At 66.9% G+C, this 13,551-nt stretch carries 17 protein-coding genes and 1 pseudogene; 3 read left to right on the top strand and 15 right to left on the bottom strand.

All coding sequences use genetic code 11. The features are described 5' to 3' along the window. Positions 1-62: 62 nt before the first annotated feature. Entirely contained in the window at positions 63-428 is a 366-nt protein-coding gene (locus tag ATN00_RS10380; RefSeq protein WP_062064450.1) for a helix-turn-helix domain-containing protein, read from the top strand. Positions 429-497: 69 nt separating this feature from the next. Here the strand turns inward: ATN00_RS10380 and ATN00_RS10375 are convergent, their stop codons facing one another. From ATN00_RS10375 to ATN00_RS10365, 3 genes are all read right to left on the bottom strand, one after another. Further along, positions 498-755, bottom strand: coding sequence for a type II toxin-antitoxin system ParD family antitoxin (locus ATN00_RS10375; RefSeq protein ID WP_257541981.1), 258 nt, complete (start codon positions 753-755; stop codon positions 498-500). A 113-nt stretch (positions 756-868) separates the two neighbouring features. Further along, the gene (locus tag ATN00_RS10370) at positions 869-1,291 is read right to left on the bottom strand and encodes a ribbon-helix-helix domain-containing protein (protein ID WP_062064448.1); all 423 of its coding nucleotides are present in this window, start codon (positions 1,289-1,291) and stop codon (positions 869-871) included. Between the two features lie 8 nt (positions 1,292-1,299). After that, positions 1,300-3,285, bottom strand: a complete 1,986-nt coding sequence (locus ATN00_RS10365) for a conjugal transfer protein TraG (RefSeq protein WP_062064447.1) — start codon at positions 3,283-3,285, stop codon at positions 1,300-1,302. Between the two features lie 82 nt (positions 3,286-3,367). Between ATN00_RS10365 and ATN00_RS10360 the strand changes: the two genes are divergently transcribed. After that, positions 3,368-3,676 (top strand): type II toxin-antitoxin system TacA family antitoxin, encoded by a 309-nt coding sequence (locus ATN00_RS10360; RefSeq protein ID WP_062064445.1) that lies wholly within the window; start codon positions 3,368-3,370, stop codon positions 3,674-3,676. Positions 3,677-3,691: 15 nt separating this feature from the next. Then, positions 3,692-4,207 (top strand): GNAT family N-acetyltransferase, encoded by a 516-nt coding sequence (locus ATN00_RS10355; protein WP_062064438.1) that lies wholly within the window; start codon positions 3,692-3,694, stop codon positions 4,205-4,207. Between the two features lie 14 nt (positions 4,208-4,221). On the opposite strand, the gene ATN00_RS10350 is transcribed toward ATN00_RS10355, so the two are convergent. The 12 genes and pseudogenes from ATN00_RS10350 to ATN00_RS10295 all read right to left on the bottom strand — a co-directional run bounded on the left by ATN00_RS10350 (position 4,222) and on the right by ATN00_RS10295 (position 13,489). Beyond that, positions 4,222-5,997, bottom strand: a complete 1,776-nt coding sequence (locus ATN00_RS10350) for a relaxase/mobilization nuclease domain-containing protein (protein ID WP_062064436.1) — start codon at positions 5,995-5,997, stop codon at positions 4,222-4,224. A gap of 238 nt (positions 5,998-6,235) precedes the next feature. Continuing rightward, entirely contained in the window at positions 6,236-6,817 is a 582-nt protein-coding gene (locus tag ATN00_RS10345; RefSeq protein WP_062064435.1) for a hypothetical protein, read from the bottom strand. After that, positions 6,814-7,521, bottom strand: coding sequence for a lytic transglycosylase domain-containing protein (locus ATN00_RS10340; RefSeq protein WP_062064433.1), 708 nt, complete (start codon positions 7,519-7,521; stop codon positions 6,814-6,816). Before ATN00_RS10340 ends, ATN00_RS10345 begins: the two co-directional genes overlap by 4 nt. 4 nt (positions 7,522-7,525) lie before the next feature. Further along, positions 7,526-7,870: a DUF736 domain-containing protein gene (locus tag ATN00_RS10335; RefSeq protein ID WP_062064431.1), complete on the bottom strand. Its 345-nt coding sequence runs from the start codon at positions 7,868-7,870 to the stop codon at positions 7,526-7,528. A gap of 35 nt (positions 7,871-7,905) precedes the next feature. Continuing rightward, positions 7,906-8,253 (bottom strand): DUF736 domain-containing protein, encoded by a 348-nt coding sequence (locus tag ATN00_RS10330; RefSeq protein WP_062064429.1) that lies wholly within the window; start codon positions 8,251-8,253, stop codon positions 7,906-7,908. Further along, the gene (locus tag ATN00_RS10325) at positions 8,234-8,812 is read right to left on the bottom strand and encodes a S26 family signal peptidase (RefSeq protein ID WP_062064427.1); all 579 of its coding nucleotides are present in this window, start codon (positions 8,810-8,812) and stop codon (positions 8,234-8,236) included. Before ATN00_RS10325 ends, ATN00_RS10330 begins: the two co-directional genes overlap by 20 nt. Beyond that, positions 8,809-9,396, bottom strand: coding sequence for a DUF2840 domain-containing protein (locus ATN00_RS10320; RefSeq protein WP_082635175.1), 588 nt, complete (start codon positions 9,394-9,396; stop codon positions 8,809-8,811). The genes ATN00_RS10325 and ATN00_RS10320 overlap by 4 nt, the downstream gene beginning before the upstream one ends. A gap of 130 nt (positions 9,397-9,526) precedes the next feature. Continuing rightward, positions 9,527-10,429, bottom strand: coding sequence for a hypothetical protein (locus ATN00_RS23955; protein ID WP_231746248.1), 903 nt, complete (start codon positions 10,427-10,429; stop codon positions 9,527-9,529). A gap of 16 nt (positions 10,430-10,445) precedes the next feature. Next, positions 10,446-10,889 (bottom strand): annotated as a pseudogene (locus ATN00_RS24365) (DNA cytosine methyltransferase); the annotation flags it as partial. Next, positions 10,889-12,037, bottom strand: coding sequence for a phosphoadenosine phosphosulfate reductase domain-containing protein (locus ATN00_RS10305; protein WP_062064424.1), 1,149 nt, complete (start codon positions 12,035-12,037; stop codon positions 10,889-10,891). The pseudogene ATN00_RS24365 and the gene ATN00_RS10305, both read right to left, overlap by 1 nt. A 304-nt stretch (positions 12,038-12,341) precedes the next feature. After that, the gene (locus tag ATN00_RS10300; RefSeq protein ID WP_062064422.1) at positions 12,342-13,226 is read right to left on the bottom strand and encodes a replication initiator protein A; all 885 of its coding nucleotides are present in this window, start codon (positions 13,224-13,226) and stop codon (positions 12,342-12,344) included. Next, positions 13,223-13,489, bottom strand: a complete 267-nt coding sequence (locus ATN00_RS10295; RefSeq protein WP_062064420.1) for a helix-turn-helix transcriptional regulator — start codon at positions 13,487-13,489, stop codon at positions 13,223-13,225. The genes ATN00_RS10300 and ATN00_RS10295 overlap by 4 nt, the downstream gene beginning before the upstream one ends. Positions 13,490-13,551 lie beyond the last annotated feature (62 nt).

The raw sequence follows: 13,551 nt of genomic DNA, 5'->3' as shown, positions 1-13,551 counted from the left end.
GTCGCGGCCTGTGTGGCGCGCATCGACGGCGAAGCCGTCGATCAATTCTGAAGGACAGGCACATGGAAATCAGACCAATCAAGAACGATGACGACCATCGCGCGGCGGTCGATGAAATCCGGGCGTTCTGGAACGCGGAAGCGGGCAGCGCCGATGAGGACCGCCTCGATGTGCTGGCGACGCTGGTCGATGAATATGAGCGCAAGCGTTGGCCGGTAGACAAGCTCGACCCGGTGGAAGCGATCGAGGCGGCGATGGAAGCGGAAGGGCGCACCCGCGCCGATCTGGCGACCCTGATCGGCCAGTCCCGTGCGACGGAGGTTCTGGCTCGCAAGCGGGCGCTCTCGCTCCAGATGATCCGCAAGATCGAGCGGGCCTGGCATGTCCCTGCGTCGATTCTGGTCCGCGAATACCAACTATCGCGGTGAGGCCTGGCTGTCTGGTTGCGCGACAGCAGGCTTCTTCCCGGTGATTGGTCCCGACCGGATCGCGGGTCGTCAGACGCTCGGGAGCGCCAGGATGGGAGAAATTCTCCGCGATGCTGCCGCCTGCTCGCCCAATGCGCCGATGAAGTCGCCGAGTCCCTCCTCAGTGATATCCGCATAGCGGCCTGCCGCTATGTCATCCCAACCTGCTGCGACTGCCTTCTTCAAGGCTTCAAGCCTGGCCGCATCTTCCGCGGTGCGTTGTTCCACCAGCCGCAAGCCTTCCCGCAGCACCTCGCTGGCGTTCTGATAGCGGCCTGAGCGAACCAGCGTATCGACCGGCCTGATGGTCGGTCAGAACGACATTGCGGGTCGGCATTGCGCGAAGCTCCATAACGAGCAGGGCATCATAAAGCTTATTGGCAGAATATGCCAATCTGTTGTCATGGTTGATCTGGCGCCTTCGGCTCGACATCCTCCGGTATTTCGTCGAGCAGGCTCTTGCCGCTTGCATAGCGCCGGCCGAGCGTCTCGACAAAACCCTCATAGCGCTTGCGCCCCTTGACCTGGGCGGCCGTCTGATCCTCATCGGGCAGCGGGGGCGTGACCGCCAGCCAGAAACGCACGAACAGCGCCAGCGCCTCGGTGGTGAGGCCGGTGTTGCGTTCGAGCCGCTGGACCTGGCGCGAAAGCCGGTCGAGACGGCGCGCGAACGCGGCCTCCATCCGGTCGGCGCCGTCCGGCGACATCCAGGAGGCGACGGCCGCTTCCACGATCGCCGAGCGCGAGATGCGGCGGCGGATCGCTAGCTCGCTCACCTGTTTCGCCAGCTCGGGCGGAAAATAGACGTTGAGACGGACGCGCATGGAACCTCCTACAATTCGATGCCGTCGTGGGGATCGAGCGACGCCTGACGTGCGACGCCCTGCATCCGTCGCCGCGCCGCAGCCTGGCGCGCGACGTCCTCGGGTTCGTCCTCGACAATGGAAAATTCCTGCGCTGGCGGTGCGGGCGCTGTCTCCTTCACGATGGCGACATGATCGGGAAGCTCGGGCTCGCGGCGCAGACCGCTGTTGGCGGCATCCTCCTGGCGCCGGATGATCGCCGCGATCTCGGCGGGATCGGCCGTGGCGGCGAGCCCCGTCCAGTCGTCGGGACGGACCTCCCGCGGTGGTGATGCGGCCGGATCGGGCGGCGGCATGATCCGCGCGGCGAGACGGGGATCGGCATAATAGGCCGCCTTCTTCGCACGGATCGGCTGAATGCCCGACATCATGACGATTTCCTCGTCGGACGGAAGCTGCATGACCTCGCCCTGGGTCAGAAGCTGGCGCGCGGTCTCCGAACGCGAGACCATCAGATGGCCGAGCCAGGGCGAGAGCCTGTGTCCGGCATAATTCTTCATCGCCTTCATTTCGGTCCTGGTGCCGAGCGCCTTCGACACGCGCTCTCCCGTCTTCTCGTTGTTGGTCGCGAAACTCACCCGGACGTGGCAATTGTCGAGGACCGAATTGTCCTGCCCGTAGGCTTTCTCGATCTGGTTCAACGACTGCGCGATCAGAAAGGATTTCAGGCCATAGCCGGCCATGAACGCCAGCGCGGACTCGAAGAAATCGAGCCGGCCCAGCGCCGGGAACTCATCGAGCATCAGCAGCAGGCGATGACGCCTCGCGCCGCTGGCCAGTTCCTCGGTCAATCGCCGCCCGATCTGATTGAGCATGAGGCGAATGAGCGGCTTGGTCCGTGAGATGTCGCTGGGCGGAATGACGAGGTAGAGCGTCGCCGGCTGCTCGCCCGCGACCAGATCCATGACGCGCCAGTGGCAGGCGCGCGTGACCTGCGCGACGACGGGATCGCGGTAAAGCCCGAGAAACGACATGGCGGTGCTGAGCACGCCCGACCGCTCGTTGTCGCTCTTGTTGAGCAGTTCGCGCGCGGCCGAGGCCACCACCGGATGCACGCCCGCTTCGCCGAGATGCGGTGTCGCCATCATCGCGGCCAGCGTCTGCTCGATCGTGCGCGCCGGATCGGACAGGAAGGCGGCGACTCCGGCCAGCGTCTTGTCCGGTTCGGCGTAGAGCACATGGAGTATCGCGCCCACCAGCAGCGAGTGCGAGGTCTTTTCCCAGTGGTTGCGTTTCTCCAACGAGCCTTCCGGGTCCACCAGCACATCGGCCACATTCTGCACGTCGCGCACTTCCCACTGGCCGCGCCGCACCTCCAGCAGCGGATTGTAAGCGTCCGACGCCGCGTTAGTCGGATCGAACAGCAGGACGCGGCCATGTTGCGCGCGAAAGCCCGCGGTCAGCGTCCAGTTCTCGCCCTTGATGTCGTGGACGATCGCCGAGGCGGACCAGGTCAGGAGCGAGGGCACCACCAGGCCGACGCCCTTGCCCGAACGGGTCGGCGCATAGCACAGAACATGCTCGGGACCGTCGTGGCGCAGATAGGCGCGGCCGAGCTTGCCGAGCACCACGCCATCATTGCCGAGCAGCCCGGCCGCACGCACCTCGTCCTCACTCGCCCAGCGCGCGGAGCCGTAGGTCTCGGCGTTCTTCGCCTCTCGCGCCCGCCAGACCGACATCGCGATGGCGACCGCGATTGACACGAACCCGCCCGACGCGGCGATCCAGGCGCCGGTCTGGAAAATGTCGGGCGCATAGGCGTCGAAGCTGAACCACCACCAGAAAAAGGCGTAAGGCGGATAGACCGGCCAGCCCAGCGCCATGAGCCAGGGTTCGCCAAGTTCGGGCTGATACGCCAGCGCCGCCGCCGTCCATTGTGTTGCGCTCCAGATCGCGGTCAGCACGATCAGGAAGACGGTGGTGATCTGGCCCCAGAGAATTTTCGTTGCGGACATGGGACGTCTCCTGCGAAAGTGATTGTATTGACATTGTCGTTGCAAAACCCCAGATACGCCCGGCAACCGGAGGATCGCGACAATGGCGCAGACGACACCTGCACATCCGAACGGGCGGGCTTCCGCCCGCAAGGACGATGTCATCCAGATCAGGGCGTCGGCGGGTATGAAGGCCATTCTCACCCGTGCCGCCGCGCTGCGCGGTCAGAAGCTGTCCGAGTTCATGCTCGACAGCGCGCGGCGCGAAGCGGAGGACGCCATTCTCGATCAGCGCACCTTCTTCCTCGACGCGGAGCAGCATGAGCAATTCCTCGCCATGCTCGATGCCCCGCCCGCGCCGTCCGACGCTCTGCAGACCCTCATGCGGCGCAAGCCGATCTGGGAACGCTGACGGGCTTTCGGTTCCGTGGCGGACATCCGCATCACGCCACCCGCGCGTCTGACCGCCGATCACGATGTCGCGGGCTTCGCCAATGGCGTGCATGCCTCGCTCGATGACTGGCTGCGGGACCGCGCGCTGGCGAGCGAGGGGAGTTCGGCGCGCACCTATGTCGTCTGCAATGCCGCCGAGCCGCGCCGGGTGGTCGGCTACTATACGATCACGACCGCGATGGAGCAGCGGGCTGCTCTGCCGTCCGCGAAGCTGCGGCGCGGCATGCCCGACCGGGTGCCGCTGCTCCTGATCGGCCGGCTCGCCGTTGATGCCGGGTTCCAGGGCATCGGCCTTGGCGCCGATCTTCTGGCCGATGCGCTCCGGCGCTGCGCCGCGGCAGCCGAGATTGCCGGTGCGCGCGCGGTGATCGTTCATGCGATCGACGAAAAGGCGGCGGCGTTTTATGCGCGGCACGGGTTTATCCCTACCTCGCTCGGCGAACTGGTCATGCTGCTGCCGATCGAGGCAATCCGCTCGCGGCCGAACTGAGACGCGCCGACACATCACAATCCCAGCCCCCGCTTGCGGCCCAATGACCAGCCGATCCCGCCGCCGTCGCGCATGATGCCGGAGACCTGGCGGCCAAGCTGGCGCTCAAGGTCGTTCGACCAGGGGACGAGCCGGAAGCTCAGGCCCCCATCTCCGCTCAGGCTCTCGATCATGGCGAAGCGGCCGGAGGAGAGCGCGAGGCGCTGGCGGCAGGTGCCGGCGATCCTGTCGCCGGGACTGGTGGGCCGGTAGGCGAGCCCCGTCCGGCCCGCGATCTCGGCGCCGGTCGCGTCCAGTTCACGGCGGCGCAGCGTATCGAGAAGTCCCCGCTGGAAGACGACGCGCTCGCCATAGCGCCGCGCCAGTCCCTCGCGCACGAGACGATCGGTGCGCTCGTCCATCGCCCGGCGCACGTCCGCGCCGAAGCCTCCCTCGGCAACGCCGGTCCCGCGCTCGATCAGCCGATGGTCGAGCCAGGTGGCGCCCGGCGCCTTCACCTGTGCGGCGAGATCGAGATCGGAGCGGGTGGCAAGGAACAGGGTCGGTTTCTGTTCGCCGGCCCGGCCGATGACGCGCAGTTCGACGATGCCGCCTATGGCGGGACCGCGCTCCAGGGCCTCGATGCCTGGAAGCCGGACATGGTGGGTGCGTCCGTCCGTGCCGTCGATCACCGCATAGGCCGAGCCGCGCAGTTCGTCGTGCAGCCCCTTGTCGATCAGCCGCCCGACGATGGGCTTTTCGGGCGGCGCGCTCACGATCGCATAGCTGTCGAGCGCCCGGTCCTGGCCGTGATCCTTCAACGCCTGGCCGATGGTGCGGATGATGTCGCCGCGTGCGCCCAGATCGCGCAGCTTCGCTTGCGCGCCTTCGGCCATGATCCATTGGCCGGGTTCGGTTTCGGCGGCGAGCCCCATCGTTTCGAGATGCTGTAGCCGTCCGATCATGAGGCGACGCACGCGCGGATCGTCGGGTCCGGGCTGCTGGGGCCGCAAGTCGATGACGCCAAGCTCATCGGCCGTGCGGCTGATCTCGGCATCCAGCCTCGTCCAGCGTTCGGCCGTCACTTCCCGGTCGAGCGCCTGGCTGATTTCATGTTCGGGCTTCGGGCCGAGTTCGGCCCAGGCCAGTTCCTCGGCGCGCGAACGCAGACCGTGGCTGATATAATCGCGGCTCATGACGAGATCGGCGCCCTGGTCATCGACACCGCGCACCAGAAGATGGACATGCGGGTTGTCGGTGTTCCAGTGATCGACCGCGATCCATTCGAGACGGGTGCCGAGGTCCGCTTCCATCTGGCGGACGAGATCGCGGGTGTATTCGCGAAGGTCCGAAAGGTCCGCCGCATCCTCGGGCGAGACGATGATACGAAAATGATGCCGGTCATCCTTGGCAAGCGCGGTAAAGGCGCGGTCATCGGCGCCGTCGCCATTCGCATCGAACATCCGCGCGGGCGAGCCATCGCGGGTGACGCCCTCGCGTTTGAGATAGGCGATGTGCGCGGACAGCGGTGCCCTGGGCCGTCCGCCTCGGCCGATACGGGTGACGGGCACCATCTTGACCAGCACGCGCCGGCCCGATCCGAACAGGCGGCTGCGGGCGAAGGCCGTGCGGCCCCGGCCGAAGTTCGATTGCCCGCGCGGGCGCGATCCGCCCCAGCCGCGCGACCTGCCTCCACCGCTACGCGCGGCCACACGAAGCACCTGGGCGACAAACCCGCGCGCCTTGCCGCCCGGACGGCCTCTGTCCCTGACCTTGCCGGGCCGGATGCGGAAATCGCCATCCTCGCTCATGGCTGGCGCGCTTTCCGCCGAAAACGGCCCTTGGTGCCGTTCGGCGCGTTGATATTGCTGCCTTTTTCCTTCCGCGCGGCACGCGCGCCGACCGACGCCCCCGCGTGAAGCCACGGAAAAGCCTCGGCTTTTCGGCGAAACGGGGTGCGGCTTATATCTTGCCGTCCCTTCCTTCGGCTTTTTCCTGCCCTTCCAGGCACTTCCACCTTCCAACCGGGCAATCTGAAAACGGGGGCGGTCATGGTGCGCCGGCCTGCCGCCGGCTTGCGGACGGCGCGCTGCCGAGCCGCGGCGATGCTGCAACGGGATCGCCCGGCAGCGCGAATTTGAGGCGCCAGGTGCGCCACGCTTCGGCGACGGCTCCGGTGCCGGGAAACAGGTCGTCGAGCGTGTCGTCGGGACGCGCGGCGACCGTCTCGAAGCACCAATGGCAGACTGCTTCGGGCTTGGCCCCGGTAAGACCGCGGCGCAGCGTGATCGGGCATTCGATCCAGTCGCGCAGGACCAGCCGCTTGCTGACCACCGGCTTGCGCGCGGCCTTCACGATGACGGGTTCCCACGCATAAGCGACCGGCACGTTGCGCTTGAACGCGGCAAAGCCCTTGACCCACGCCATCCACCGCGCGCCGGTTTCACGGACCGGCGGCGCGAGGACGGCGATCGATTCCGGCGTCGCGGCGGCGTGCAATATCCAGCCGTCATAGTCGCGCTGGAGTCGCTCGATCAGCGCGGCGTGATCGACCTCCCCCGCATAGTCGGGATGGTCGCGATAGAGATGCGCGCAGCCAATATAGGGCGGATCGGCATAGGCGATCTTCACGGCTGCCTCCGCCCCGACAGCGCAACGAACAGGCTGTTCGCGGGCGGATCGGCTGAAACGGGACGGTCGTCCTGGTGTCCATCCAGGGCGGCATCCGGCGCAGGCGGATTGTCGTCGGCCCGCGCGGCGAACAATGCGGCCCGGCGCCATGCATGGGGATCGGATGGCGCGGCAGCGGCAAGCTGGATATCGCCCGCGCTGCCGGCGACCGACGCCAGCTTCGCGAGATAAGCGCGCGTCTCTCGCGGAAGCGGGCGGCCACGCGACAGATATTCGTCGTAGCGCCCCGGTCCCGCATTATAGGCGGCCAGCATGGCGGTCGGGTTGCCGTAGCGGTCGTGCATCGCGCGCAGATAAGCGGTGCCCGCCATGATGTTGTCGCGCACGTTATAGGGATCGCGTCCCAGCCCATGACGGACGCGCAGGGTCGCCCAGGTGCCGGGCATGATCTGCATCAGGCCGATCGCGCCCGCCGCCGACACCGCGCGGGAATCGCCGTTGCTTTCGATGCGCATGACGGCCCATATCCATGCCTCGGGAATGCCGAAGCGGCGCGCGGCATCTGCGACATGGAGGGCATAGGGGTGGCTCACCGTCCCCCGTTCCGCCGGCAAGGTTTGCGCGGCGGCGATGACGGGAAGCTGCGCGGCGGCGAACACCGCGATCAGCGCCAGGGTGAACGGATGACGGAGAGGCCGGCGCATCCGTTCAACCTCCGCTGGCCGGTTCGGGCGGGCGGTTCCAGACCAGATAATGAACGTCGCCATGTCCGGCGGTGAGCAGCATGGCGTCGATCGGTCGCGGAAAGAGCGGGCCGTCGATGCGCACCGCAATGTGGAATCCGCCCGGTCCACCGGGGCGATGCCGCGCCTCGCCGATCGGGAATCCCTCGGCATTCTCGCCGAGATAGACACGCATGTCGGGACATTTGCCCTCGTTCTCGCGGGGATCGACCTCGGCGAGATAGATCGGCGCGTCGAGACCGAGCGTCTGGATGCGGCCCTTCCAGGAGCCGTTGTCGCGGCGGAACGTGCCGATGGTGATCTGGTTCATGAGTCTACCTTTCGTTTGCGGGGGAAGAGAGAGCGTCAGCGCCGCGGCTGATCGGCGCGATCATCGCGCGACCGCAGGCGCGTCCACGACAGCCGGAACGTCCGGCCCTTGTCGTCGGCGCGGAACAGCACCGGACGGAACGGCGAGAGAAAAATCGGGCTGTCGATCTCGAGGGCGATGTAGTCGCCCGCGCGTTCGCCGACCCGTTTCCACGCAGCGCCGACCTCGGGACCACCCTCGTCATCGAGATGGATGCGGTAATCGGGCGCATTCTCGATGTCGGTCGAATCGAGCACGACAAGCACGATCGTCTCGTCGATTCCGAACAGCCGGATGCGCCCGGCATAGCCGTCGCCGGAGGGTTCAAAGATATTGGTCGGCATGGCCGATCTCCTTTTCGCTGGGGGGTGAAGTTGTCGGGGACGGCGCGCGCAGGTGCACCGGCGTTGCCGTTCCGATGACGGTCGATGTCGGGAGCGGCCCAAAATAGCGGCCGTCCAGACTGTCGGGGACGGTGGGATTGAGCAGGAACATCTCGTCGGGTCCGAGTGTCCGGCAGCCCCGCCAGACAGGCAGCGGGCGGCCCTGACCATCGCGTTGCCGCGCCACGGCGACCGACTGCCCATCGACGCTCACGACGACATCGATCCGGCAAATCCGCTGCCCGGCTTTCGCCGCGACATGCTTCAGGAGCGGCACGCCCTCGGGCAGATAGCCGCGCCCCGCCAACCAGCGGGCGAGGTGTTCGGGCGGCGTGACGGCGACCAATGCCCCAGTGGGCGGATCGCGGTCGGGATGGATGCGATAGAGGCCGATGGGCGCGCTGGCGCTGGCGTTCCAGATGATGCGCGGGCGCGGATCGGCGACCGCGATGGCAACAAACGAGGCCGCGAAGGCGGATGCCGTGATAGCCGTCGTCATGACATAGCGGCGGCGCTTCATCCCTCGACCTCCCGGCGCTTGAGCCAGGCGCGATGGCGCTCCATCGTATAGGGACGCGGTGGGAGGCCGGCGGCGATGCGGTTGTGGACATGGCGCCAATGATCGGGCGCAGCGTCGCAGGGATCGACGCCCGCCGTCTCCACCGCGTCGATCGCGGCGAGCACCTGCTGGACCTTCGGCCAGCCCTCGATATGCAGGAGAATTTCGCCGCCCGGCCGCACGAAGGGCAACGTGGTGTATGGCTCGCCCGTGGCCACCGCGCGCATGATGTCGATGCGCGAACTGATCGTGCCGTAATCGTTCGCGGACCAGCGGACGAAGGCGAAGATCGCGCCCGGCCGGAAGCTCACGACGCGGGTCTTGCGCGTCAGGATGCGATCCTGGGCGATGCGGCCGAAGCGCATCCAGTGCTCCAGCTTTTTCTCGATCCAGGTGAGTTCCACCTCGGTCAGCCGTGAGCTGGATGCGATCGCGGATGGTATGGCCGGGTTATGGTGGGGCGTTTCCCGCTCCGCCGGCTGCCGGCGCAGCCCGGCCTCGAACGCGCTGAAGTCTATGCGCTCCGGGCGCGCGGGATCGCTCATCGTTCGTCTCCGGGCATGGGGATGGATGTGCGCCCGAGCGCGAGGTCGAGCGCGGCTTCGGTGCGCAGGATCGCGCGGCCGATGGCTTCGGGGATTTGCGGGAGCACGGCGTCGCCGAAGGCTTCGACGATCAGACTGGCCGCAGAAGTCCCTTTGCGAGAGCCGAGCGCAATGCGCGTGCCAGCCACCCAGGCGGATATCCCATCATCCACCCATAGGTGACGGGCAAGGCCGCCGTTCCAGTCAGCCCATGGCTCCTGAGCATCGCCGCCAGTGCGCGGGCGCCCGCCCATTTGTCCGGCGCGCGATCCGTCATCGCGCCGTCCATCACCGCATCCATCGTCGGGGATTTCCTGCGGTCGTAGGCTGGACTCCAGCCGTCCATCCGGCTGTCCCGTTTCGTCGGGGTGGGGAGGATTTCCGCCGCATGGCGCAGCAGGTTCGGCGTGTCGATCTGCGCTTTCGCGCCGTTCGCCCGTTTGCCGGTCTCGATTTCCTGTGCGCTCAACCGGCGCCCGCCGTTCGGTTTCACTGGCGTCGGCATCATGCCGTAAGGTGGCTCCAGGCTGTCGAAATGCAGCACCTCGCCGATCGTCGGCGTCCGGTCGAAATCGTCCTGGTCCGAAGTCATCCGGCCCTTGTGCTTGCGCAGGACACTGCCGCGCGGAGCCGGGTTCGCGGTCGGTGTTCCCATCATCCCGGCATGACGGCTGGCATGGCCCTGCAACTGGCTCAATATGTCGCCGCGTCCGCCCCGATCCGCATCCGACTTGCGCGGCGTCGCCAGGATCATCCGCAGCGGATATGTCGATCCCGCCCCGCCGCCCGCGCCGTCCGTCATCCCGTCCGTCGCCATCGGGGTCGGCAGCATCCGGTCCTGCGCCGCGGGATGCATCATCGTCGGCAGGTTCATGCCGGTTGTCTTCTCGCCGCGCACCTTGCACATTTCCGGCCCATGCGCCGCATCGCTGGATCGCGGCGTGGGCAAGCTGTCCTGGATCGTAGCCGATAAGCCAGGAGCGCTTGCGGACATGGTTGGCACCGACATTGTCAGCACCCACCACGCACGGTTCGCAGGCGTAGCCGAGCGCTTCCAGCGCATCGAGCAGCCGGTCAGCGCCGCGAGTTCTGAGGTTAGCGCTGTTCTCAAAAGCGAACCAGCGAGGGCGGCAATCTCCGACCAGGCGGACGGCTTCGAGATAGAGACCCGACCGTTCGCCCTCGATTCCCTTGCCTTTGGTGTTGGCGCTGGAGATGTCCTGGCACGGCGGGCTGCCGACGATGATGTCGGGGAGGAATCCGAGATCGGAAACAAGGCGAGCTGCCGTGAGTCCGCGGACGTCTTCGTAGAGCCGGACATGAGGATTGTTCTCCGCGTAGAGGATGCGGCGCCACTCGACGATCTCGCAGGCCGCGACGGTGACGAAGCCCGCGCGATGCAGGCCGAGCGACCATCCGCCCGCCGCCGCGCTGAACAGGTCGAGCGCGCGCATCATTCGCACAGCCCGTATTCGCTGTCGCAGCGCAGGCCGTGCTCGTCGGCCTCGCGTTGCTCCTGGTCGATGAACAGGTCGTAGTTGCGGCCGCCCCGGCTGGTGCGCGACCATGCAATCGCCCGGTCGATGGTGGCGCGGCCGTGGTCGGCGGGATCGCCGGGGACGGTCGGCGCGGGCAGCAGCGAGGCCGGGGTGCCGGCTACGGCGCTACGGCGGGAGACGAGGCTGACCAGCCGTTCCCATTCCCGCACGCGATCGACTTCGGCGGGAAAGCGCATGGCCCATGCGCGCAGTTCGCGCTTCCTGACCATGATGCAGGTCGAGCAGCCGACCCGGCTCATGCCCATCGTGTAGAGCGGATTGTGGCGCAGGCCGTGCCGTTCCGAAATCGCGAAGGCATCGGCTGCCGACCAGCGGAAGATCGGCCGGTAGAGCACTTGTCGGGCGCCGGAGGGATAGCGCTTCGACTGGATCGGCGGCTTCTTCGCCCGCGCCGGGCTTTCGTCAGCCCGCTCGCCGATCCAGTCGATGACCGGCACGCCCGCGTCGAGCAGCGGGCGCTTGCGGTGCATCATCGGGATCAGCTTCGTCTCGTCGGTGCAGTAGCGGGTTTTGGTGCCGGGAAACCGGCCGTGCAGCATCGCCATGTCGAGGAACGGGATGCCGGTGGGATGCAGCAGCGCGATCGCGCGGTCGATCAGAGGGTCGGGGACAGGCGGCGAGACCAGGACGGGGCAATCGCACCCGGCGAGCCATTCCGCTCTGGTGAGCAAACCCGCCCGCCATGCGGCGCGGCGCTGGTTGCACGCGCCCTTGTGGCGGGTTCGCCGCTTCTCCTTCGACCATTCCTCGCGCAGCATCCCGCGCTTGCGGGCAGAGGCCGCCTCGTCGGTGAGGCCGGGCACATCGTTCGCCGAGCATATCTCGATCGACAAACCAACGCGCTGCCGGAGCCAGTCGTCGAGATAGGCAATATGATCGAGCGTGATCGGGTTCTCGTGCCCGTTGTCGGCACAGAGGAAGCGCGGGGCGCGGTTGCCGAACGCTGCCAGCCCCTTGCGCTCGATCCGCTCGACCATCAGGCACAGGACGGCCTGGCTGTCCTTGCCGCCCGAGATGCTGCCGAAGTGCTGGACGGCGATCATGGCCGCCCACCGGCAACAGTTGCTCCTACACCCGCGCGGCATTGATAAACGTCACGAAATGGCGTAGTGGTGTAGCGTAGTAGATATGGCGGGTTTTCTGCTGGATATTTGCTCGGACTTGGCGAATTATCCACAACGCGCCGCCGCGTTAGAAAGAATACGAAGTATTCTTTATTGTTAGCATAGTTATAGGGAAGCCGATTCCGCCTTTCGTTCCAATGGGTTACGAGGCGATGCGGTTTTTTATAGGCCGAGTCAGCGGTTTTTAATCGGCCGAGTCCGGCGGTTTTCAATAGGCCGAGTCTCATGGCCTGTTATCCACAAGCGCGGCGCCCAGCCGGCGCATGGCGGCATCGAGCGGATCGACGGGGATCGGCACGAAGGTCAGCCGTTCGCGGCCGAGGGCGCGGTCGATGGTCAGCGCATATCCCGGCAGGGGCTGGCGCCGGACGATGGCGCGCAGCTCGAACGCGAATTGCTTCAATGGCGAGAGCGCGCCGGATTTGAGGTGAAGGTGCTGGACGTCGAAGCTCCAGCCACCTTCCTGCTGGCCGCCATGCTTGCGCACGATCCGGTAGAGCCAGCGTTCCAGCCCTCCGGTCAGATTGAAATAGGCCCGGTCGATGGTGAGCACGAACGTGCGATCGACCACGCCGGCATAGAACCAGTCGGGCAGGATCAGCTCCAGCCCAAGCGGACGCCCGTCGCCGTCCAGCCGCTCCTGCCATTCGTTGATCCACGAGAAGCGATGGCGGCGGCGCTGGTGCTGCTGGCGGATCGAGGTGGCGACCGTCGTCGATTGCAGCCGGTCGAGCGCAGCCTTCAGCCGGTCGTAGTGATCCTTGCCGGTGCCGCGCCCGGTAAAGGTGAGGATTTCGTGGGGGGTGGCGGCCATCAGCCGCGAGGTCGGCTTGCCCGCGTCGCGCGCGGCGACGATCTGGCTCGCCGCCCATATCAGGACATCGGCATCCCAGATGGTCGCCATGCCATGTTCGGGCACGGCCTCGACCGAGATCCATGTGGCGCCCATGCGAAAGTCGATCGGGGTCACACGCCTGCGCTTGGCGAGACTGAAAAACGGCCAGGCCATGAGGTCCTGGGAATCGCGGGGCGCAAGATCGCCGCCGAGCGACGGGAACAGCGTAAGCTGCGCGCGCTCGCTCGAAAGAGAGGCACGGCGGGGCTTCATCGCCGGCTCTGCGCGATGGCCGCATCCCGCCGCGGCATGAGATCGTCCTGACCGGGATCGGACGTGGAATATTTGGTGCCGAGGTCGGCCCAGGCGCGCAGGTCGTCCACGCAATAGACCACCCGTCCGCCGATCCGGCGATAGGCCGGGCCGCTCCCGAAATAGCGGTGCTTCTCAAGGGTGCGGCCGGAGAGGCCGAGGAAGCGCGCCGCCTCGGGGGTCCGCAGGAAGCGCGGGGGAAGGTTGACGGGTGTTCTGGACAAGGGGCGTCTCCTGCGGCGCGGGGTGGCAGGAGGCGATCATGGCGAAGTGCTGACGGCGGGGT

Origin of the sequence: Sphingobium baderi (genome assembly GCF_001456115.1) — a bacterium.
GTDB lineage: Bacteria > Pseudomonadota > Alphaproteobacteria > Sphingomonadales > Sphingomonadaceae > Sphingobium > Sphingobium baderi_A.
Note: the sequence above shows the minus strand (reverse complement) of the source record. Positions and strands in the feature narration are given on the sequence as shown.

Excerpts from the sequence above, each read along its gene's own strand:
- ATN00_RS23955 (WP_231746248.1), bottom strand. The coding sequence starts at position 10,429 with ATGTCCGCAAGCGCTCCTGGCTTATCGGCTACGATCCAGGACAGCTTG.
- ATN00_RS10330 (WP_062064429.1), bottom strand. The coding sequence starts at position 8,253 with ATGCCGACCAATATCTTTGAACCCTCCGGCGACGGCTATGCCGGGCGC.
- ATN00_RS10350 (WP_062064436.1), bottom strand. The coding sequence starts at position 5,997 with ATGAGCGAGGATGGCGATTTCCGCATCCGGCCCGGCAAGGTCAGGGAC.
- ATN00_RS10325 (WP_062064427.1), bottom strand. The coding sequence starts at position 8,812 with ATGAAGCGCCGCCGCTATGTCATGACGACGGCTATCACGGCATCCGCC.
- ATN00_RS10380 (WP_062064450.1), top strand. The coding sequence starts at position 63 with ATGGAAATCAGACCAATCAAGAACGATGACGACCATCGCGCGGCGGTC.
- ATN00_RS10305 (WP_062064424.1), bottom strand. The coding sequence starts at position 12,037 with ATGATCGCCGTCCAGCACTTCGGCAGCATCTCGGGCGGCAAGGACAGC.
- ATN00_RS10320 (WP_082635175.1), bottom strand. The coding sequence starts at position 9,396 with ATGAGCGATCCCGCGCGCCCGGAGCGCATAGACTTCAGCGCGTTCGAG.
- ATN00_RS10370 (WP_062064448.1), bottom strand. The coding sequence starts at position 1,291 with ATGCGCGTCCGTCTCAACGTCTATTTTCCGCCCGAGCTGGCGAAACAG.
- ATN00_RS10335 (WP_062064431.1), bottom strand. The coding sequence starts at position 7,870 with ATGAACCAGATCACCATCGGCACGTTCCGCCGCGACAACGGCTCCTGG.
- ATN00_RS10360 (WP_062064445.1), top strand. The coding sequence starts at position 3,368 with ATGGCGCAGACGACACCTGCACATCCGAACGGGCGGGCTTCCGCCCGC.
- ATN00_RS10340 (WP_062064433.1), bottom strand. The coding sequence starts at position 7,521 with ATGCGCCGGCCTCTCCGTCATCCGTTCACCCTGGCGCTGATCGCGGTG.
- ATN00_RS10300 (WP_062064422.1), bottom strand. The coding sequence starts at position 13,226 with ATGAAGCCCCGCCGTGCCTCTCTTTCGAGCGAGCGCGCGCAGCTTACG.
- ATN00_RS10365 (WP_062064447.1), bottom strand. The coding sequence starts at position 3,285 with ATGTCCGCAACGAAAATTCTCTGGGGCCAGATCACCACCGTCTTCCTG.